The 23,271-nt window shown below is 43.7% G+C and carries 9 protein-coding genes; all 9 read left to right on the plus strand.

Features of this window, described 5'->3' with window-relative positions:
- Positions 1-87 precede the first annotated feature (87 nt).
- The gene (locus CD03_RS36545) at positions 88-4,869 is read left to right on the plus strand and encodes a discoidin domain-containing protein (protein ID WP_052377990.1); all 4,782 of its coding nucleotides are present in this window, start codon (positions 88-90) and stop codon (positions 4,867-4,869) included.
- 118 nt (positions 4,870-4,987) lie between these two features.
- Positions 4,988-10,948, plus strand: coding sequence for a beta-N-acetylglucosaminidase domain-containing protein (locus tag CD03_RS36550; protein WP_027296247.1), 5,961 nt, complete (start codon positions 4,988-4,990; stop codon positions 10,946-10,948).
- A gap of 347 nt (positions 10,949-11,295) precedes the next feature.
- A complete protein-coding gene (locus CD03_RS36555; RefSeq protein ID WP_052377991.1) occupies positions 11,296-13,035 on the plus strand; it encodes a cache domain-containing sensor histidine kinase in 1,740 nt (579 codons plus the stop codon).
- A 4-nt stretch (positions 13,036-13,039) separates the two neighbouring features.
- Positions 13,040-14,677, plus strand: a complete 1,638-nt coding sequence (locus CD03_RS0126740; RefSeq protein ID WP_081820384.1) for an extracellular solute-binding protein — start codon at positions 13,040-13,042, stop codon at positions 14,675-14,677.
- Positions 14,644-16,188 (plus strand): response regulator transcription factor, encoded by a 1,545-nt coding sequence (locus CD03_RS0126745; protein WP_027296249.1) that lies wholly within the window; start codon positions 14,644-14,646, stop codon positions 16,186-16,188. Before CD03_RS0126740 ends, CD03_RS0126745 begins: the two co-directional genes overlap by 34 nt.
- 197 nt (positions 16,189-16,385) lie before the next feature.
- The gene (locus tag CD03_RS36560) at positions 16,386-19,535 is read left to right on the plus strand and encodes a hypothetical protein (RefSeq protein ID WP_052377992.1); all 3,150 of its coding nucleotides are present in this window, start codon (positions 16,386-16,388) and stop codon (positions 19,533-19,535) included.
- Between the two features lie 61 nt (positions 19,536-19,596).
- A complete protein-coding gene (locus CD03_RS0126755) occupies positions 19,597-21,267 on the plus strand; it encodes an extracellular solute-binding protein (RefSeq protein WP_027296250.1) in 1,671 nt (556 codons plus the stop codon).
- A gap of 98 nt (positions 21,268-21,365) precedes the next feature.
- Positions 21,366-22,316, plus strand: a complete 951-nt coding sequence (locus CD03_RS0126760) for an ABC transporter permease (protein ID WP_027296251.1) — start codon at positions 21,366-21,368, stop codon at positions 22,314-22,316.
- A gap of 14 nt (positions 22,317-22,330) precedes the next feature.
- Positions 22,331-23,248 (plus strand): carbohydrate ABC transporter permease, encoded by a 918-nt coding sequence (locus CD03_RS0126765; RefSeq protein WP_052377993.1) that lies wholly within the window; start codon positions 22,331-22,333, stop codon positions 23,246-23,248.
- The last annotated feature ends 23 nt before the right edge of the window (positions 23,249-23,271 follow it).

A 23,271-nucleotide genomic window follows, 5' to 3' on the forward strand; every position in this document is an offset into this window, starting at 1 on the left:
GAAAGGGAGAAAGTTCGAAAGGAACTTTCAAACTACTTATTAAAGTAGTATCGCAGGTGGGACCTGCGATATGCAGGAGGTATAAAGATGTGGAAAAAGAAATTAGTACACAGAGGAATGTCAATGTTTTTAGCGGGAATGTTAATGGCAGCCCCGCCGGTGAATGCCTTAGCGGCTAATCAGGATAGTCCGGTTTCCGAAGATGCTGCAGTAGAATCCCGCAACACAGCACGGAATTCAGATACATCCGGGCCGGCAAAGGAAGGTGCAGGAGAAAACGGGGAGAGTACCCGGGAAAACCTTCTGGAGACGGAAGCAAATGTAAATCTGCCGGAGACAGAATTAATACCCCGGACAGAGAGTGAAGCATTAACAGAAGGGGAATTCCAAACAGAAGGAGAAACAAAAACAGAAGATGAAATAACAACAGAAGGAGAAACAAAAACAGAAGGTGAAACAAAAACAGAGGGTGAAACAAAAACAGAAGATAAAACACTTACAGAAGGAGAAACGACCGGCCAGGCAGCCAATAAAAAAGCCGGACTTCAGAATCTGGCACTGAATGCAAAAGCCGCTTCCAGCGGAAACGAAACGGCAGATTTTCCGGCAAATAAAGCAAATGACGGCAGCCTCAGTACACGTTGGTCAAGTACCACCACAAATGGGCAGAAATGGTTAAGTTTTGACCTGGGGGAGGTTAAAACAATTGGTTCTGTTGTAGTGGAATGGGAGCGGTTAAATGCAACCAGATACAGCATCCAGAAATCAGACAACGGAACAGACTGGACGAATATTAAAGAGTTCACAAAACTGCCCGGCAAATTCCGGGATGTCATTAATCTGGATACAAAAGTGCAGACAAGATACCTGCGTCTTTTAATTGAGCAGTATAATGCAGAAGGAGCTAACAGAGATGGCCAGGTTATTACCTGGAATAATGTATCCGTAATGGAATTTGAAGCATATGCTGAGCCTCTTCCGGATGAAACACCGGTTGTTCCTGTGTATAATCCCGATACAAACCTTGTTGAAATTCCGGACAAAGAAGGATTTACCATTACCAGTAACGGAGCAGATTTGGAACAGATTGTGGCAGATGACCTGACTGTACATAAGCCGCTGACCACAAAAGATGTAAAACTTGCCCTGAAGATGAAAAATAATCTGACCGGAAGCGAAACACTGACCGAAGAATATACCATCAGTATCCCGGGAATTCATGACAACAGTACCGGAAACAATAAGCCGCAGGTCATTCCGGAGATATCCGAATGGTACAGCGACAGTACAGAAAATTTTGTTCTCTCTGATCATGCAAGAATTGTCATTGAGACCGAAGATCTGGCATCCACAGCCATGGAGTTCCAGAAAGATCTGGAAGATATCACCGGTAAAAAACTGGAGATTGTCACAGGCGGACAGCCGGAAGCAGGGGATTTCTATTTCCGGCTGGGCAGTGAAGACACGATGATGGGAGATGAGGGATACCATCTGGTAATTGGGGAATCGGTTAGGGTAGATGCCATTCATACAACCGGGGCATATTGGTCAACCAGAACCATTCTTCAGACACTGAAATTAAGCAGTGATACAAATGCACTGCCCTATGGGGAAGCACGGGATTATCCAAAGTATAAGGTACGCGGATTTGTATATGACGTAGGACGTAAACCGGTATCCATGGACATGCTCCAGGATATCGTAAAAAATATGGCATGGTACAAAATGAATGATTTCCAGGTGCATCTAAGTGACAATTATATATTCCTGGAGGATTACCAGAACAGCAGTGATCCAAACCCTGCTGATGCATATGATGCTTACAGCGGATTCCGTTTAGAGTCATCTATTGCAAATGAGGAAGGAAAGACACTGGCATCCGATGATTACCACTATTCCAAACAGGAATTTAAGGAGTTTATTCAGGATTCCAGGAATTATGGCGTCAATATTGTACCGGAACTGGATGTACCGGCACATGCCATGGGAATCACGGAAGTGTTCCCGGAATATGCGGTGAATGGATGGAATCCCCGTTTTAAGGAACGTTCCATTGTAGATCATCTGGATATATCCAAACAGGAAGTAATTGATTTTACAGAAGGAATTTTTGATGACTACACCAAAGACGGCACATTTGATTCCCAGACGGTAGTTCATGTAGGGGCAGATGAATTTGAGGCTGGTACTACAGCATACAGAAATCTGCTGAACCAGTTGATACCTCATGTGAAAGAAACGAATACCGTCCGTTTCTGGGGAGGACTTACCTGGTTAAAAGATAACCCGGTTACGCAGATCAGACCGGAAGCAGTGGAAGATGTGCAGATCAATCTCTGGGCAAGATCCTGGGCGGATGGAAAAGAAATGTATGATATGGGGTATGACCTGATTAATACCCAGGATGAATACCTTTATATGGTACCCAGCGGAAACGGCAGCCGGGGAGCTTATGGGGATTATCTGAATAAGAACTCCATTTTTAATGATTTTTCACCGAACAGAGTTGCCGTTCGAGGCGGATTTACCACAATTCCTGCCGGGGACAAGCAGATGCTGGGAGCCGCTTATGCCATATGGAATGACAATATAGATAAAAGGGCAACCGGAATGACGGAAGCAGATGAGTTTAAGCGATTCTACGATTCCCTTGCGCTGATGTCCGAAAAATGCTGGGCAAACGGCAAGGAAAAGGGCAGTGTTGCCAGCATTGATGCATTGGCATCCCAGATATCCACAGCTCCTAATTCCAATCCGTATTCTACAGAAACAGATGCAGACGGCATCTATGCAGAATATAATTTTGACGGCGGCATTGGAGATGACAGCAGTGCAAATGGAAGAACCCTGACCGATATGGTAAATGTAGGACAGGCTGAGAATTTAAACGGCAGTATGTTAAAAATTGGCGGTGGTGAAAGTTATGCTGCCACGCCTGTAGAACAGCTGGGATCAGACGGAAATATGCTTTCCTTTACCCTTAAGATGGATGAAGTAAAGCCCGGGCAGATTATATTTGAAGAGGATTCTCCATACGGGACACATGATATCCGCATTGTGGAGAACAACAAACTGGGTTATACCCAGGAATTGTATGAATATGAGTTTGACTTTATTCCGGAAGCCGGAAAAACCTATAATATTATTCTGAGTGTAAACCCCCAGAAGACAGACTTGTATGTAAATGGGACATTTAATTCCTCTGCAAAAGGTTCCTTCACCAATAAAGGACTGGTAAAGAAGACAAATATTTCAAGCAGTTCTTTTGTGCTGCCGCTTGCAAGGATCGGTTCTAAAACGAATGCTTTTAAGGGCTATGTCGATAATGTCAGAATCACTAAGAGCTATGATATCAATGATCCTTCCCAAATCCCAACCAGCGGCTGGACGGTATCCTCTGACAATGAACAGGCGTTAACAGCTGATGGCAATGAGGGACCTGTTTCACTTGCATTCGATGGAAAGCCGGGAACGATCTGGCATACCCAGTATTCGCCATCCATGAAAGAACTGCCGGCTACCATTACCATTGATATGAATCAGGTAAACCGTATCCATGAATTTGTATACCTGCCCCGTCAAAGCGGAGGCATAAACGGTATTGTGACCGGTTACCAGATAAAGGTAAGTCAGGACGGCAGTAATTATGAGGTGGTTTCCAGCGGCACACTGGCTGCTGACAATACCTCCAAAACCATATCCTTTGATCCGGTGGATGCCAGATATGTACAATTTAAGGTTACCTCAGGTGAGGGCGGTTTTGGTTCAGCAGCGGAAATCAATTTAAACCAGCCTGATGCCAAAGGAGAACTGCAGGCACAGCTGACAGATGCATCCGGTATCCTGCGCGGGGATTATACCCAGGAGAGCTGGAACGCATTTAAAGGGGCTTATGATAAAGCTATGGGAATTATGAACAATCCGGATTCTACAGAAGCAGAGATAGCGGAAGCAGTTACGGGCCTTCAAAACGCAGTGAAAAATCTTGCCGTAAAACCAATTGTTGATAAATCCGCCCTGCAGAAACTGTATGACGATAACAAACAAAAAGTCCAGGGGGAATATACGGATGAAAGCTTCCGGGTATTTAAAGATGCCCTGGCAAAAGCAAAGAATGTACTGGATAATCCAAAGGCATCCCAGGAAGAGGTAAACAAGGCGGCTTCTGACTTACAGAACGCATTGGCAGCATTAAAGAAAAAGGACCCGCAGCCAGTGGTAAATAAAACAGCGCTGCAAAATCTTTACCAAACCTGCAAGAATTTAAAAGCTTCTGATTACACCAGCACTTCCTGGAAGAAATTCTCCGGTGCTCTGGCATCAGCTGCAAAAGTATTAAGTGATCCGAAAGCGGTACAGACAACGGTGGATCAGGCTTACAAGGCATTAAATACAGCCAGAAATGAGCTTGTAAAAGTAAAACCGGTTCCGAAAAAGGGAACTACCCACAAGGTAGGAAGTATAAAATACAAGGTAACTGCTGCTTCATCCAAATCCAGAACCGTAACTGTATGGCGCCCGGCTAAAAAGAACAGTACCAGTATCAAGATTCCATCAACCGTAAAATTAAACGGTTATTCCTTTAAGGTTACCGCAATATCCGATAAGGCATTTAAGAACCAGAAGAAGCTGAAAAAAGTGATTCTGGGCAGCAATATTAAGAAAGTCGGAAAAGAAAGTTTCCGGGGATGCAAGAAATTAAAATATGTGACGATTTCGTCAAAGGTACTAAAATCCATTGGCAAAAACGCTTTTAAAAACACCGAAAAGAAGATAAAAGTCACAGTTCCAAAGAAAAAGTACGGCAGCTACAAAAGATTACTGAATAAAGCAAACATTTCTAAAAATGCCAGATATGTCAAAAAATAAACCATGAAAGGGTCCGGGCGTGTTTGAAGGTAACTTCCAGCTTTCAAACACGCTGCGGGCAAAATTACCTGACAATAAATCAGGCAGATGAAATAATAAAAAGATCGGGGGATTAAGAATGAAAAGATTAAAAAGAGCACTTAGTTTTTTACTGATTATTGTTTTAACCATGACATCGGTGCAGCTAAGTGGAATTTCAGGGTCGCTTCAGGTTTCGGCTGCGGAAAATACAGCATACGAAATCTATCCCACGCCTCATGACGTGGAGTATCCGGATGGCAGTTTTACACTGTCAGATGAAGTAAATGTAATTTTTGGAGAAGGTATAGACCAGGCAACAAAAGATAAAGTGGACGATGTGCTGGAGACAGCCAGCGTATCACACGCAGTTACTGACGCTTCTGCTGAGGGGAAGACCAATTTACTGGTAGGTATCCACCGGTCAGAAGGAGCAAAAGATGCTGCGGACCAATTTGCCGCAGACCATACGGCAGTTACGGATGATCATTTTAACCAGACAGATGCCTATGTGTTAACAGCGCAGGACAATACCATTGCAGCCGTTGGGAAAGATACCAATGCTGCTTTTTATGCGTTATCCACGCTGAAAATGGTATTGCGCCAGATCACCGGAAAACAGGTGCAGAATTTTACAGTTACGGATTTTTCAGATACCGGGCTTAGAGGATTTATTGAGGGGTATTATGGACTGCCCTGGTCCAATGAAGACCGCATGAATCTCATGAAATTCGGTGGGGAAATCAAATGCAATGCTTATGTATTTGCGCCAAAGGATGACCCATACCACAATTCTAAATGGAGAGAAATGTATCCGGAAGAAAAACTGGCTGAAATCAGGGAGATGGCAGAAGTTGGCAGGAAATCCAAGTGTGATTTTGTCTGGACCATCCATCCTTTTATGAGTGACCGTATTACGGAAAGCAATTATGATGACAGTCTGGCAACGATTAAAAAGAAATTCCAGCAGCTCTATGATGCAGGAGTACGCCGTTTTGGTGTTCTGGCAGATGATGCGGGCGGAGTATCCGTAAATCTTATTGCCAAACTTCTGAATGATCTGACAGACTGGTGCAAGAGTAAAAATGATGTAAAAGATATCCTATACTGCCCACCGGAATATAACTGGGCTTTTGCAGGATACAGCTGGACAAATTTAAGAAATGCAAACCAATTGGTAAATGACGATGTAGACTTTTTCTGGACGGGGCAGAGTGTCTGCGGACATGTCACAAAAGAAACGGTGGATGGGTTTGTCAATGGCCTTACATCCGATGCAAAGGCAGGAAGAAAACCGCTTTTCTGGCTGAACTGGCCGGTAAATGATATTAATAAAGTGCGCATGCTCATGGGAAAAGGTGAGATGCTCAATACCGATGTAACGAATCTGGCAGGGGTGATTACCAATCCCATGCAGCAGTCAGAGCCATCCAAGGTTGCGATTTTTGCGGTTGCCGATTATGCCTGGAACATTCAGGATTTCAATCGGGACAAGAGCTGGGCAGATTCCTTTAAATATGTGGAACCGGATGCTTCCGAGGCTTTACATACCATGGCGAAACATTTATCAGACCCTTCTCCCAACGGGCATGGGCTGGTACTGGGAGAATCGGAAGAACTGGCACCTTTACTGGAAGAATTCATGACACTCTATCAATCAGGGGCATCTATTCAGGAAAAAGGAGGCCGTCTGGCAGATGAATTCCAGAAAATAGCCGATGCGGCAGACGCTTTTGAACGGGATTCCAGAAATGCAGACCTAAAGGAACAACTGTCTCCATGGACCGACTCCTTAAGATATCTGGCGAAAGCAGCAATCAATTATATCAATACTGCAATGGCGTATGAAAATAATGACTATGAAAATGTATGGAGTTACTTCTCTGAAGCATCCAGTAACTATGGATTGTCCAGACAATGCCCGGTGGTAAATATTGATGCGGTTCCGAATGTAGAGGCAGGGGCAAAACGGCTGATTCCATTTGTGAAAAATTTATCTGAATTGCTGGGACCGAAAGTAAACAGCGTAGTGAATCCAAATGCGGATAAAACAAGGCCGTTTGTACCGGTAGATTCAGAACTGCTTAAATCAGATGGATTTAACGGCACTTATAATGAATATACGCAAGACAAGGTAACGGATAAGGACGACAATACTTTTGCCTGGTTCAAAACCACACCAAATGATTCTCTTCCGGCAGGGGGCTGGCTGGGACTGGATCTTGGAAGGGAAGTAACCCTTGGAACCATTAAATTCCTTCAGGGGGGAACCACCACGGCGCAAACAGATCTGATATCAAGTGCTGCACTGGAATATTCCCTGGACGGAGAAAATTACACAGAACTGGAGTCTTATTCCGATAAGCGGGACATTTATTTTAATGCGGAAGAGCTTGGAATTAAAGCCAGATATGTCAGAGTAAGGGCAAAGGCTGCCACGAACAAATGGCTGGCGGTGAGGGAATTTGCGGTAAGCGAAGGTGAAGTGCTCCCTTCCACGGTGGCATATACAAATGTGGCATCTTTAAGCCGAAGGAGCGTTGTATCTACTGCCGATACCGCTAATTTAGAAGTGAATGACCGTAATATTACACTTGTAAAAAACCAGTATCTGGGTATTATGCTGCCAAGAATCCGAAACGTAGTCGAAATTAATTCGGACTATACACAGCAGAATCAACTGACCATGGAGGCTTCGGTCAACGGAACGGAATGGGAGGCTGTGAATCCGGGCAATCTGTCCGGCGGCATGGATATCAGGTATGTCCGCCTGATAAACAGTGGCAGCGCACCGGTTACTTTTCAACTGTCCCAGTTTGCCGTTAGGTCAAAAGAAATCGCGGCGCCCCATTTTATGGAATCTAATATTGCAGCATCCTCAATAACCAATGCGGATCTTGCAGTGGACGGAGACCGCAGCTCAAAGGCAAACTTCAGTGTATCCCAGAAGGAAGGCCAGTATATGATTTATGATCTGGGCCAGACCATTCCTGTTAAGAAACTGAAAATGGTGCAGCATGACAGTGAAGTGGATTTTATCCGGAATGGAAAGGTATCCATTTCCGCAGATCTTGAAAACTGGACAGATGTCCTTACGATTGGCAATCCGGATAAAGATCCGGGGCAGGTGACCATTGATGAATGTTTTCCGGATCACGAAATATCTTATTACACGTTATCTACAGCAGAACCGGTAAACCAGGAAGCCAGATATGTTAAAATATCGGTGACCAAAGACTATAATGCAAGATGGATTCGCTTTAATGAGCTGGAAATCAACGACAACGAGTATATACCGGTTGAAAACAATCCAACGTTTGTGACCACTGATGTGGAAGAAAAAGGGCACCGGCCTTCTTATATAACCGATAATGACGTGTCCACAACCTACCGCTCATCCAAAAAAGAAGGAGAAGGAAGCCTTACCTACCGGGTATCAGGCAATACAAAAGTGACTGGGATTACCATTCTTCAAAGCCCGAATACCCTATCGGATGCGGATGTTTCCATACGTTACGGCAAAGACGACTGGAAGAGTATCGGCACTTTAAATAAAAGCCTGAATGTATTGGAAGACTTCGGACAGGAAGCGAGCGATGTATTTGAAATAAAAATTTCCTGGAGCCAGACAGCACCGGAACTTCATGAGATGTATCTGGTAACAGCAGAACCGGATCCGGTGGTACCGGAGGACAAATCATCTTTAATTGAAAAGTACACTCAAGCCTTAGCGATTGACGAAAAATACTACACTAAAGAAACCTATGCCGCATTGAAAAATGCCATGGATGACGCAGAAGGCGTAATTGGATATGCACAAGCTTCCAGGGAAGAGGTAGCGGCAGCATTGGCTGCGATTACCGATGCATTGGAAAAACTGAAAGATATTCCGGCTGACAAGACACAACTTCAGGAAGCAGTAGCCAAAGCAAAAGAGCTGGATGCGAAACTCTATACAGAAGATTCCTATCAGGCTGTAATCCAGGCTGTTGCGGCAGCAGAAGAAATACTTGAAAAAGAGGATGTAAAACAGAAAGAGCTGGATGAAAAACTGGCGGGACTGGCAGAGGCAGTAGATGCCCTGGTAATCAAAGGAACGCTCACGAAGATCAATTCCGGTGAGTTAATTGCCACGGCGGGAAGCCAGGAAGGCAGCGGTGCAGACGGCAATGCAGATCAGGCAGTGGATGGCAATGAAACCACCTACTGGCACAGCAACTGGTCAGGAAGTGCAGCTGTAAAACCGGATATTCCAAATAATATCCGTAATGAATTTACAATCGATGTTGGAAAATCACGCATACTCCGCAAACTGGAATATGTACCGAGACCCAATAATATCAATGGAAGAATTCTTGGCTATCAGCTTTATTACAGCCCTACGGAAAATGGGGACGATTTCATGGAAGTGCCGGGAGGAACCGGAACCTTTAGCGATACAGCTGATAAAAAAGAAATCATATTCAATACGATAAATGCCAGAAGAATCCAGATCAGGGCAACTTCTACCAGAGGGGATTCCGGCAATGATAAATTTATCTCGGCTGCGGAATTTTATGTATATGAGATTATTCCGGAAGAGGAAGAACAGACTTACCAGATTACTTTTGAAGGCGGAGCAGGAACAACCGGAGATGCACCGGAATCCATGACGGGAAAGGAAGGACAGCAGATCGCACTTCCGGATAATACCTTTACAAAAGAAGGCTTCACATTTATGGGATGGGCAGATGGAGAAGAAATTTACCAGCCTGGGGATGCTTATACGGTTCCTTCCTATGATGTGATATTTACTGCACAGTGGCAGGAAGAAATCGCTGAGATTTATACATTATCGTTTGAAGGCGGAGAAGGGGCAATTGGTGATGCTCCGGTTTCCATTACAGGGGAAGAGGGAGCACAGGTTGTGTTACCGGACAATACTTTTGTGAAAGAAGGATTTACGTTCAACGGCTGGAATGACGGAAACGGCATCTATCAGCCTGGAGATACTTATCTCGTTCCTGGAATGGATACCGTATTCACAGCAGAATGGTTCAGCGATGTTCCGGAGACTGAGGTGACAGCCTATTTTGAAGGCGGAGAAGGAGCAGCAGGCGAATCTCCGGAACCGGTAACCATTTTGGCGGGAAGTTCATTTGCCCTTCCGGATAACAGTTATACAAAAGAGGGATTTGTTTTCCAGGGATGGAACGACGGTATGAATACTTATCAGCCTGGCAGCGAGTACAGGTTGGTTCAGGATATTACCTTTACCGCAGTATGGGGGAAGAAGCCGGTACCGGCATATGTAGTTAACTTTCATGCAAACGGCGGAAATACCAATACACCAAGCATAACGGTCAATGAAGGAAGCGTTATTTCCGTACTGCCAGCCGCATCCAGAAATGGTTACCAGTTCCTGGGATGGTTTACGGCAGCAGACGGAGGAACACAGTTTACGGCATCCACGCGGATCACTGCAAACATGACTGTATATGCACACTGGAAACAAATTGTGGCGGTGCCTTCAAATGTAACAGGCTTGAAGACGTCTTACAATAAGACTAAGAGTATTAAAATTACATGGGAAAAGGCTGCCAATGCCAAAGGATACCATGTATACCGTTACGACAGCCGCCGGAATGAGTGGAAAAAAGTAAAGACTACCACTTCTCTCAGTTATAAAAATACGGGACTCAAAGACGGAACAAATTACAGCTATAAAGTAAAAGCATACAATCAAATAGGTTCGGAAATAAAAGAAGGCGGCTTTTCCTCCACTTTGAAAACGGCTACCGTACCTGCAAAACCATCGTTAAAGGTGAGCAAAACGGGTACCCAAAAGGTGAAGATCACCTGGAAGAAAACATCAAGGTGTGACGGAGTTGAGATTTACATGAAAGCGGGCAGGAAGAAATATAAAAAGATTGCATCCAAATCAAAATCTGCTTCCAGTCTGAAAAAGTCCGGACTTAAAAAAGGCACAACTTATCAGTTCAGAATGAGAAGATACAAGAGAGTTGGCAGCAAGAAAATTTATAGCAGCTATTCCAGTGTGAAAAAGGTGAAGATGTCCTGACGGCGCGGCATATTTGCAACGCATTCAGGTTACGTATCCGGCTATGCGTCCTTCATTCAGGGCAAACTCCCACAATGTGTGACGCACAGCTCACAATGAGCGGACCGAAGAAATCTATGAATGTGAAGACTTAATGAATGTCCGCTTTTTCTTAAGATGATAGAACTAACCTATTTTGTTAAGGGAGTTTTTTTACAGCCCCTTGTTTACTTAATATGCTGATTCAATGCCAGATAATTACAAAAATGATTGCCCTCTGCTTTAAATTGATATAATATTTAGTTGATAAGGGGATACGTTTGGTTAGAAATTTGTAAATAAGGAATAAATGCAGGAAAGGAGTCGTGATGAATTGGATCAGAAAATGGTTTGATGACTGTGGATTAAGGACAAAGCTTCTTACCGCCTATATCGTCCTTGCGCTTTTTCCTATGATATTAATCACAATTTTTACTTACAGCAGCACCAAAAACATTCTGATGGAGCGAATGCATAACGATATTGACGCAGATCTCGATCAGGTCGTTAAGAGTCTGGATGGGAAAATGAATGGTTATAATGCCATTATGAATATGCTTTATATGGATCGGAATCTGCATAATTATCTGACTGCTGATTATACAAACCGCGGTTTTGATGAACTTTATTTTTATGTGGACGAATTGTTTTCCAGTTTGTATACCCTGTATCCGGATATACGTAATGTCTCGGTATACAGTACCAATAACACACTGCCCAGTGACCGGTATTATTTCTATCCGGCAGCGGAGGCGGAGAGTGAAAAGTGGTATCAGCATATTCGGGCTGCTGACGGGCTGCTGGCTGCCTGTGGAACCGGCAGGCAGGAAGCGGAAAATGAGACAGTACGCTTAGGCAGGGTACTCAATCTATATGAGTCAGGAGAGATCATCAATGTCATGAAAATTGATATAGACCCGGAGGCTCTGAATTCCCTGATGAAAAAAAGTGATGACAGTGTTGTTCAGATATTAACGGATTATGATGGTAAAATTATTGCTTCAAGTAAAAACGGTTATATTGGAAAACAGTTCGAGCAGCTGCGCAGGGAGTTAAACATTGATCCGCCGGATGAATATGGAAAAAGCAGCAGCAATGCCAGCGTAATGAACAGCAAAGACAGCGGTTATCTGGGCAAGATGATTTCGATTGCAGATAATGATAATATCCGGAAGCAGGCAAGGGAATCTGCTTCCAGGGTAATTTTTGTATTTTTGATTAGTTCAGGCGCTGCAGTTATGGCTATTTATATTTACTGTACGGCAATTAATAAGAAGGTGCAGCATGTGGTAAAAGGTGCACAGGCAATTGGACAGGGGCAGTTTGGACATCGTCTGGATGATCTGGGAAAGGATGAATTTGGGGTCATAGCCAACGAGTTTAATCTGCTTTCAAAACGGCTTGAGGTTTTGATCAATGAATCTTATCACAAAGAAATCCTGCGAAAGAGCAGTGAACTGAACTTGCTGCAGGAGCAGATCAATCCACATTTTCTCTACAATTCGCTCTCATCAATTTCCTATCTGGCGATGCGTGGAGAGACAAAAGAGACCAATCAGGCGATTCAGTATCTGTCTGATTTCTACCGTATTTCATTGAATAAAGGCAATCAGATTCTGACAGTTGGTGAGGAAATACAATTGTTAAAGAGCTATCTAAAAATACAGGATATTCGTTTTGAAAGCCAGATCCGCGTGGTTTACCAACTGGAAGAACAGATACTTAATCAGTTAACGATTAAACTTGTTCTCCAGCCCATTGTGGAAAATGCGATCCATCATGGCAGGCGCGGCAATGATGAGCAGTTAACCATAGAGATTCGGGTATTTAGCCATGGGGACAGAATTGTTTTTGAAGTTATGGATGATGGCAGGGGTATTGAGCCAGAGCAGCTGTTTAAGCTGCAAAACTCCCTGGATCAGGCAGAGGGCGGTTATGGACTGAAAAACGTTAATGTCAGGATCAGGTTAAACTATGGGGAGGATTATGGCGTATTTATTGAGAGCGAGGCTGGATTCGGAACTAAGGTCCGAATAGAGGTACCGGGAAAACAAGCAGAGAGTGTGTGAAGTTATGAAAAATAGAAAGAGCATTAAGAAGAATTTAAGCATGTCAAAATATTTGCTGATGCCGGCGGCGGTGATTCTTGTTTTGGGACTGGCAGGCTGCAGTGTCCGGACGGCAGTGCCGGAAACAGAAGAGAAAGGGCTTACGCTTACTATTTTTGACAAAAATGCTATGAGTGATACCTTTGATGACCGTGTGGCACAGGAGATCATGAAAAGAACAGGAATCAAAATAGAACTGGCAGAACCCACTGAAAATCCGGAAGAAAAATTAAACCTGATGCTGGCCTATAAGGATTATCCGGATATTATGCTGATGAACCTTAAGGGTGGGGATATAATTAATAAATACATAAGCTCAGAGGTGTTTATCGATCTGGCACCATACATTGAGCGATATGGAAACCATATCTCTTCCATGTATGCGGAGACACTGCCGAAACTGCAGAACCAGGATGGTAAAATCTATTATCTGTCCAACTGGTATGGTGAGGATCCGGATGCGGTGACCGGTTTCCTGATGCGATATGATATTTTAAAGGAGTTAGTGGGAGAAGATCGGGCTGACAGTTCGAAACCATATACCATGGATGAATTCATCGGACTGATGTACGCATTTAAGGAAAAATATCCCCGGATAGACGGCAGGGAAACGATACCAATGACGGTTAATCCGGAAACAGATGGGTATATTGATGCATTGTTTGGGATGTTTGGTATGAAGAAATACTATGAAGCAAAAGAGGGGCTTCGGTATCAGGTTTATGATCCTCATTATCTTGATATGGTACTTTTCTTTAACCGCTTATACCGGGAGGGATATCTGGATAAAGAGTGGTTTGTAAATAAAAGTAAGCGAAACCAGGAAAAACTGGAATCGGGGCTTGTATTTTCTTCTCTGGGCTCATATTGGGATGTAACGTACGTAAATGCCAATCTTAGGCAGAAGTTTGGAAAAGATGCGGCATTTTACTGCTATAAAGTAATTGGCAATGGAGTGCAGGCAGACGAAACTACATACAGTGGCCGCAATTCCCTGGGATGGGATGCAATTGGAATCACAAAGAATTGTAAAAATGTAGAGGCGGCGATGAAATTAATTGATTTTCTGGCTAGTGAAGAGGGACAGTATCTGATGCTGTGGGGCGTGGAAGGCCAGGACTGGGATATGGTGGAAGGGAAACATGTTCCCCGACAGGAGGTTCTGGACCAGTTTCAGGAGGACTATAACGGGGCGATGAACCGGACCGGTATTAGAAAATGGACCTGGTTCATTAAGAATGGTGCAGGTGTGGATGGAACGCCTTATGATCTCACTACAAAATATCTGGTGTCGGACGAGGCAAGAATCGCAAATCAGAATATAGGGTTAAGCGATTACTGGGATACGGCGGTCTATGACGGACTGGAACCAGCCGTTGGAAGTGCGGCTGCGCTAAAGCAGCAGAATATTCAGGATATTTATAAACGGACATTTCCCAGGATGATTTATGCCTCCACAGAAGCCGAGGTTGTTTCCATCTACGAAAAATTAATCCAGGATATGGAATCTGAGGGACTGTCGGAAGTAGAGTCGGTAATTAACCAGAACTACCGCAGCAGAATGAAGCTGTGGCAAAAGCAAATGGAATGGAGTGTGGAATAATGCGTTTACTGTTAGTGGATGATGAAAAACTGGAATTGCAGACCCTGAAAGATTATGTAGACTGGAAATCTCTTGGGATAGATAAGGTTTACACAGCGCCAAACGGCAAAGAAGCGCTTGAGATTATTCAGAATAGTGAGCCGGAGATTGTTATCACGGATATTCAAATGCCCCTGGTTGACGGTATTGCTTTAGCAAAACAGGTAATCTTGCGTGCGCTCCCGGTAAAAATTGTTTTTATTACCGGTTATGATGATTTCAGCTATGTGAAGGCCGCATTTGAAGTGGATGCAGTTGATTATATTTTAAAACCATTTTCGGTTAAGCGAATTGAAGAAACGATCCATCGGGTAATAAAAGTGATTGAACAGGAAAGGATGGTCCAGAATACTCTTGCAGTAGCGGGAGAAGCTCTGATTGAACGGATCCTTCTGGAAGATCAAAATGAGGAACTGATCCGCCAGTACACAGGGATTAAAAGCAGCGAAGGAGGTACGGTGCCTTATGGAATTGTACAAGTTGCAGGTATTTTAAGAAAAAATCTCAAAGATGAGATCTGCAATAAATTTATTGATATACAGTACGGAGTATGGGAAAAGGATAAGATAACATTCTTGGTTTTGTATTATGTTAATTTTTATGATACGGCAGTGCGGATTCTGGAGTATATCAAGAACACGGAGTTGTGTAGCGTCAGTGCGGTCTTTTTACCCCGGAAGCAGCCGGTTAAGAATCTGCGGGGGGCTTATGAAATCTGTGCTTCTTATATGAAACGGATGTTCTATTGTCCGGGAGGAACTGTGCTGGAGGCAGAAACTTACGATGTATTTGATATAGGGCAGGTTTGTACAGCGGAAAAAGACATGACTCAAAAGATGGAAAACAGAATGCTGGAGATTCTTCCCGGCGGAAATACGGCGGAAGTGGAGGATATGATTGACCAGATCTTTACGGTTTTTGAATCCCGCCGACTGACCCGGGAATTAGCAGAGCAGCAGCTCTTTGCATTGCTAATTGCCGTTGAAAAGAAGTTTGTGTACGGAAATGATATTATGGCTGAGTTTATCGTGGTGGACCGCAGGAGCACGGTCGGGCAGATGCATAAGTGCCAGAATGCCCAGGCGGTCAAAAAATGCCTCTGGGATTATATCCGGCAGATTCTGACCTATTATGATGTCCAAAAGAGCGATAAAAACAGTTATGTTATTTTAAAAGTAAAGGATTATGTCAGGCAGAATTATGCTTCGGTTATGAGTGTGGAAGATATGGCTTCAGACATACATTTGTCTCAGAATTATATCCGCAGTATCTTTAAAGAAAATACCGGGCAGACCATTTTAGAATATATAACGGATTACAGACTTGAGATAGCCTGCAGTATTTTAAAGGATAAGACACTCAAGGTTCGTGAAATCAGTAAAATGGTAGGTTACGATAACGTATCTTACTTCTGTGCCCTGTTCTCCAGAAAGTATTCCGTGTCGCCAAATGAATACCGGAAGCGGCTTTGAGATAAAATCAGTTTTTGTGATATAAATCATAAAATCCATATATATTTTTTGTGAACGGAAATGATATTGGAAAAAAGTTATACATTCTGTAATGAATTGTTATATCAATTTGGAATATATGTCTATAAGATGAGAGTATGTTTGAAAAAAATATCAAACATGCTCTATTTTTATTGGGTTGTGAAAGGAGAAGGAATATGCAAAAGAGTGAGCGAAAGAGTAATCAGGAGAGTATGTGGGAGAGTGAGCGGAAAAGGAACCTGCTGAAGCGTATTAGAAAAAAATGCACTGGTGTGATAGCACTGGTGTTATCCGTAACGCTTTTGACCGGGCAGGTCATTCCGGCTGGGGCTGCCTATGAACAGGAGCCAGAGAATGTTGAAACAAACAGAAGCGAAGAGGACGAGGAATTTGATATCAGCCTGGAAGCGGAAGAAGCATTTTTGGAGAACGGGGCACAAGCAGGAAAGTGTGATGATGCTTCGGGAGGACTTTTTGTTAAGTATATCGGAACGGATGGCAGCAGCAAGCCAAACGGACTGGTTGCGTTCCAGGAGGTAAAAGTACCAAAATCAGGACGGTATCTGCTGCGGATTCATTATGCTTCCGGGTCTGGTGACCGTTATTTTGATGCGGAGATTAATGGGGTAATGTATAAAGCGTCGTGTCCCAGCAGTGACGGATTTGATAAAATCGGAACACTGGATATGGAAATAGAATTAAAACAGGGAAATAATAAGCTGATATTTGGATGCAGTGGCTGGTATGCGCCGAATCTGGATCGGATTGAGATACTGACAGCACCCAAAGAGGAACCAGGAATACAAATTACGGGCCGCATTACCCTGGAGGCAGAAGATGGAGTGCTGTCAAATGGTGCCGCAGCAGATCTGAATTCAGGTTCCTGCTCCGGGAACGGAAAAGTCAGCAATATCGGCGGAGATACAAATGGAACCGTAACCTTTTCAGGGCTTGAGGCAAAAAAAGCAGGAACTTATGCACTTGATATTGCTGCCTGCGCAAAAGAAGAGAGAAACTTTGATATTACCGTAAATGGAGAAGAGATACGGGTACCGCTGAAGGCATCGGCGGATTGGGATATGCCAAACAACCGGGTGATCGTTATCGGGCTGAACGCAGGAGTGAATGAGATTTCATTTAGCAATGGATCCGGTTATGCGCCGAATCTGGATAAGATAGACCTCTATCCCTGTGAGGCCTTTGAACAGGGCGGAAATACTTTGATTTATGATACTGAAAATGGTGTTTACAGTATTGACAGCAGCGGACGGACAATCGTGAGGGATGCATATGCTGCCGTGAAGATAGAAGATCAAATTAGCTGTACATACCAGTATAAGCACCGAATAATCAGCAGCTCAGAAAATCAGGATTCTTTTGGCAGTGGAACCCTCGTGAGTGTTCGCAGTGAGGAACCTGGCCTTCCTGTTTTGACACAGGAATTTTACCTGTATCCGGACAGTTCAGCACTGCTGACCAAAGTCAGCGTATCAGATGAGGCAGGAGGTATCGTAAAGACGAACTGGATCTCTCCATTGTCCGCAGACAGCCCCGGCGCTGTAGAGAATACGGTCAGTGGGAAAGATTATTTTCTTGAGGTACCATTTGATAATGACGGCTGGGTAGCATTTGAAACAGCAAACATCAATGGCAGAGGAAGCAGTTATGAAGCAGCCTGCCTTTTCAATAATGAGGGCAATTCAGCCCAGGGACTGGTGATCGGATCGGTTACCCATGATACATGGAAGACTGGTATTGATTTTAAAGGCAGCGGAAGTCAGATCAATACCTTGCAGGTTTATGGAGGCGCTAACAGCGCGCTTACCCGTGACCAGACACCCCATGGACTGGTCAGCGGAACATCAGTGGAATCTCCGCTGATTTATATCGGTCTGCATGATAACTGGCAGGAAGGTATGGAAGATTTTGCCCGGGCAAATACTAAAATTGTTCCCAGGAAGACTCCGTTTACAGGAAAAGTTCCATTTGGGTGGAACAGCTGGGGGTCGATTCAGGACAGCGTTGACGTTGACCAGGCAAAGGGAATATCAGATTATATCGCAGAGCATTTTCAGGATGCCTGGAAAGAAGATGAGGATGACGTGGTATACGTAAATCTGGATTCTTATTGGGATAATCTGACAGATGCAGAGTTAAAGGAATTTGCGGATCACTGTAAGGCTAACGGACAGAAGGCGGGTATCTACTGGGGGCCGTTTGTGTCCTGGTTTGACCAGAAGATGTTGGAAACAACCTATGTGGAAAACAGCGATCATGTCTTATATAAAGATATTATACTGAAAAAACAGGATGGAAGCCAGTATGGAAACCAGCTGGATGGTGCCTATCCCATTGATTTGACCCATCCTGCGGCAAAAGCCAGGGTAGATTATTTTATCAACCGCTTTAAAGCAGCGGGATTTGAATATATTAAGCTCGATTTTCTGGGGCATGGATCACTGGAAGGACAACGGTATAATCCGGATGTGGAGACCGGTATACAGGCGTATAATGAGGGAATGCAGTATATCGTTGACCGTTTGGACGGACAGATGTTTATTAACCTTTCCATCGCACCGACTTTTCCATATCAGTATGCGGACGGAAAGCGGATTGCCTGCGATGCATATTACAGTATCGGAAATACCGAATATACATTGAATGGGCTGACCTACGGATTCTGGCAGAAAGAGCTGTACGAATATCCAGACCCTGACCATCTGGTGGTTTGGGGAAAGGATGGCAAAGCGACTCCTGAGGAGGCGAGAAGCAGGATTACTTCGGGAATACTTTTGGGAACAAGTTTCCTGACAGGAGATAATTTTATTGCACCAAAAGCCGGAAATGGAACCGCAGAAGAAGCACGTCAGCGTTTTCAGGAAGTTTTGACGAACCCGGGAATTATTCAGGCGGCAAAATCCGGTAAGATTTTTCATCCTTGGACACTGGAACCGGGGCGCAGAGCTTCGGATACTTTTATGATGCGGGATCAGGACCGCGTTTATATCGCCGTTCTCAATTACGGCGGGGCTGCAGTAGAACGAAGCATCGATCTGCAGCAGTTTTATACTGAATGCACAGATTATGTTGTGAAAGAACTGTGGTCCGGGGAAACGCTGCAGCCAGGCGGAACCGAACTGACATTTACACTGTCGGGAAAAGACGCAAAAGTATTTTTACTGGAGCCGTCAGAGACAGAACCGCCGGAAACAGAACTGCCGACAACAGCTAAAGCAAAGATTAAAGTGCCAAAGACGAAGTTAAAGGCATACAAAACAACTCTTAAAAACAAAGGACAGAAGCGTACGGTTAAGATTACCGGGTAGGTAATATCAACAGCCTGCAGATGAAGGAAGAGAAAAATTCATTTCAAAAGGAGAGGAAGATATGAAGAGCAGAAAAATAGCCGTTATCATGGCGGCAGCAATAGCAGCCGGAGCGATCTTAGGCGCTTGTACAAGTACAGAGGGGAATACAACAAATGCTACAGCAGGAGATACAAAAGCAGCGCAGTCAGGGAAAAGCGGGGAAGGAAAAGCCAAAGAGAACGCGTCTAATTCAGCCGATGCCGAATCCGTAACCCTGACCGTATTTGATAAAAATTCCAAATCTTATAAATGGGATGACCGGATTGCAAAGGAAGTAACCAAAAGAACCGGAGTTCATATCGAGATTCAGAATCCCACCGGAGATCCAAAGGAGAAACTGGCACTGTTGCTGGCGGGGCAGGACTATCCGGATATTGTACTGATGGATCGTGGTGATGAGATTGTAAAAAAATATATTGATGCAGGTGCATTAATTGAGCTGGACGATCTGATTGAAACCCAGGGGCCAAATATTAAGGAAATGTACGGCGACACATTAAACCGCATCAAATATAAAGACGGTCATAACTATTATCTTACCAACTGGTACGGTCCGGACCCGGATCCGGTGGCGGGATTCATCATGCGGTATGATATGATGGTCGAAAGCGTGGGCAAGGAGAGAGCGGACAGTGACGAGCCGTTCACACAGCAGGAGCTGCTGGACATCTTAAAAGAGTACAAAGAAAAACACCCGCAGGTAGATGGAAGCGAGTTCATCGGTATGACGATGAATGTCAATGAACGCAACTATTTTAATACATTAAAAGGGATGTATGGGATTAAAACTTATTATGAAAAAGATGGCAGTCTTTATCATGAGACGCGTGATCCAAATTATCTGAAAATGCTTAAATTTATTAATCAAATGTACCTGGATGGAACACTTGATAAAGAATGGGTTGTAAATAACACCAACCTGTTTACGCAGAAGCTGGCGGCAGGCAATGTTATGGGCGCTCTTTGTGCATATTGGGATGTTACGAATGCAAATACCAGTTTAAAATCAACGCATGGAGAAGATTCTTTTTTTGCTGCGTACAAGGTACTGGGAGAAGGAGTTGCTAAAGACCAGACCACATCAGGAGGAAGAAGCTCACTTGGCTGGGATGCAATCGGAATTACCAACAACTGTAAAGATGTGGATGCAGCGATGCGTCTGATTAATTTTCTGGCAAGCCAGGAGGGACAGGATCTGCTGTTATGGGGAATTGAAGGTGAAGACTATACCGTAACAAATGGAAAATATACCCCGAACCAGGAACTTTATGACAATTTTAAAAAAGATTATACAAAGACAATGGAAAAGAGCGGTATCTGTAAATGGACCTGGTTTGTCAATAACAAGGTACATGATGACGGAACACCTAACCGGCTGCCTTCTATCCGTACCGAAAATGACAAAGCAACAAATATAGCATGGCAGAATCTTACCGATACTTACTGGGATACGTCCATTTATGATGATCTGACTCCGGCTGCAAACAGCCCGCAAGGACTCATGGCGCAGAAAGTAAAGGATGTCTATGAGCAGAGTTTCCCTAAAATTGTGAATGCGGCTTCTTCAGAAGAGGCAGAAAACCTGTATCATCAGATGATTACTGAAATGGAAGCAGCAGGGCTTAAAGATGTGGAAGCAGCCATCACCGCTAATTATGAAGAAAGAAAGGAATTGTGGGGAATTGATTAACCCGGAAATACAAATTTTAAAAGAAACAGTGGGTAATCCATTAACCCGCTGATACGGAAGTTAAGCAAGTGAGATCAGAGAAAGAAGGGAGAAAAGCAATGCGAAAAACAAAGCGGGCATTTGTACATAAAAAAAGCTTTGGTGAGAGGCTGTGGTATCAGCGGTATCTGCTGTTGATGCTGATACCGGCGCTGGTATGGGTGATTTTAATCTGTTATGCCCCTATGACAGGACTTTATATGGCATTTACAAATTATACACCATCGACAAAAGGATATTTCCACGATTTACTGGGGGCGCCTTTTGTAGGGCTGGACTGGTTTCAATATTTCTTTACCAATGATTTTAAAATTGTTATGCGGAATACGCTGGCAACCAGTGCACTGACCCTCCTTTTCTCATTTCCGGCACCGATCCTTATTGCGTTGTGCCTGAATGAGGTGAAAAATACCAGGATTAAAAAATTCGTACAGAATGCTTCCTACCTGCCTTATTTTATCTCCTGGGTAATTGCAGCCAACATTTTTCTGACGCTGCTTTCCTCGGGAGGAGTCATAAATGACATGTTGAAATTTTTGAATATTACAGATGAAAGCATTCTGTTTTTCCAGAAAGGCAAGTATTTCTGGTGGATTATTGCCATAGCCAATACGTGGAAGGTCATGGGGTACAACGCGATTATCTACCTGGCAGCGATATCCGGAATTGATCAGCAGCAGTATGAGGCAGCTAAAGTGGACGGTGCCAACAGACTTCAGCAGATATGGCATATCACAATGCCAGCGCTGCGGCCCACTATCTGTATTCTGCTTATATTGGCGATTGGCGGAATCTTGAATACCGGCTTCGAACAGCAGCTGCTGCTTCAAAATGACGCAATTCTGAGTTATTCCGATGTATTGGATACCTATGCCTACCGGTATGGTATGAAGAATGGCATGTATTCATATGGTACAGCAGTTGGACTGTTTAAGTCAGTTGTTTCCTTTATTCTGGTTATCGGTGCAAATGCTATTACGAAAAAAGTAAATGATGAAAGTCTGTTTTAACGGGGAGGGCAATCGTGAAAAATACAAAGAATACCAGAGCATTACGCAGAAGTAAAAAAGGAAGGGACGAAATCATACTGGACGTGGTGAAAGCAATTGTACTTTTGCTGGTTGTTATCGTTACGGTTTATCCTTTTTGGAATATATTTGTAATATCAATTAACGATGCCACTGATGCCATCCGCGGTAAACTGTATTTCTGGCCCAGGCAGTTCAGCCTGGCGAGTTATGCGGAAATTTTCCGCAGAAGTGAGTTCATCAGTTCCATAAAGGTCAGTGTAGGCAGAACGCTGATTGGCACACCGGTTGCTGTTTTGTGCACATCCATGCTGGCGTATGTTCTTTCAAGAAAAGACCTGATCTGGAAAAAAGGAATAACAATGATGTTTATTTTTACTATGTATTTTGGCGGTGGCTTAGTCCCTTATTACATGGTATTGAAAAATATACATCTCCTTGATAATTTTATGGTATTTATTTTTCCGAACATTATCAGTGTCTACAATATGATACTGGTTCGATCTTATATCGAATCCATGCCGGATGAAATTTTTGAATCGTCAAAACTGGACGGCGCAAATGACTTAACCATATTCTTTAAAATGGTTCTGCCGCTGTCCAAACCGATCATTATGACAATTGGACTTTTTGTAGCGGTTATGCAGTGGAACTCCTGGTTTGATGCATATCTCTATACATCCAGTCAGAGCTTAAAGCCAATGCAGTCAATTCTGGTGGAAATTCTGAATCAATACCAAACCGGAACCTCTGTTTCGGATCAGATGTCGAAGGCTGCTTCCGGTAATTCTGTTACACCGGACAGTATCCGGATGGCAGCAACGATGGTTGCCACAATACCGATTATGCTGGTTTACCCGCTGGTTCAGAAATATTTTGTAAAAGGTATCATGCTAGGGGCAGTAAAGAGTTAAATATGCGTTTCGGTTTCAATATA

It is taken from the genome of Robinsoniella sp. KNHs210 (genome assembly GCF_000686105.1).
In the GTDB taxonomy this organism is placed as follows: Bacteria; Bacillota; Clostridia; order Lachnospirales; family Lachnospiraceae; genus Robinsoniella; species Robinsoniella peoriensis.

Coding starts and splice junctions, on each gene's coding strand:
- CD03_RS36545 (WP_052377990.1), top strand. CDS start 88: ATGTGGAAAAAGAAATTAGTACACAGAGGAATGTCAATGTTTTTAGCG.
- CD03_RS36550 (WP_027296247.1), top strand. CDS start 4,988: ATGAAAAGATTAAAAAGAGCACTTAGTTTTTTACTGATTATTGTTTTA.
- CD03_RS36555 (WP_052377991.1), top strand. CDS start 11,296: ATGAATTGGATCAGAAAATGGTTTGATGACTGTGGATTAAGGACAAAG.
- CD03_RS0126740 (WP_081820384.1), top strand. CDS start 13,040: ATGAAAAATAGAAAGAGCATTAAGAAGAATTTAAGCATGTCAAAATAT.
- CD03_RS36560 (WP_052377992.1), top strand. CDS start 16,386: ATGCAAAAGAGTGAGCGAAAGAGTAATCAGGAGAGTATGTGGGAGAGT.
- CD03_RS0126755 (WP_027296250.1), top strand. CDS start 19,597: ATGAAGAGCAGAAAAATAGCCGTTATCATGGCGGCAGCAATAGCAGCC.
- CD03_RS0126760 (WP_027296251.1), top strand. CDS start 21,366: ATGCGAAAAACAAAGCGGGCATTTGTACATAAAAAAAGCTTTGGTGAG.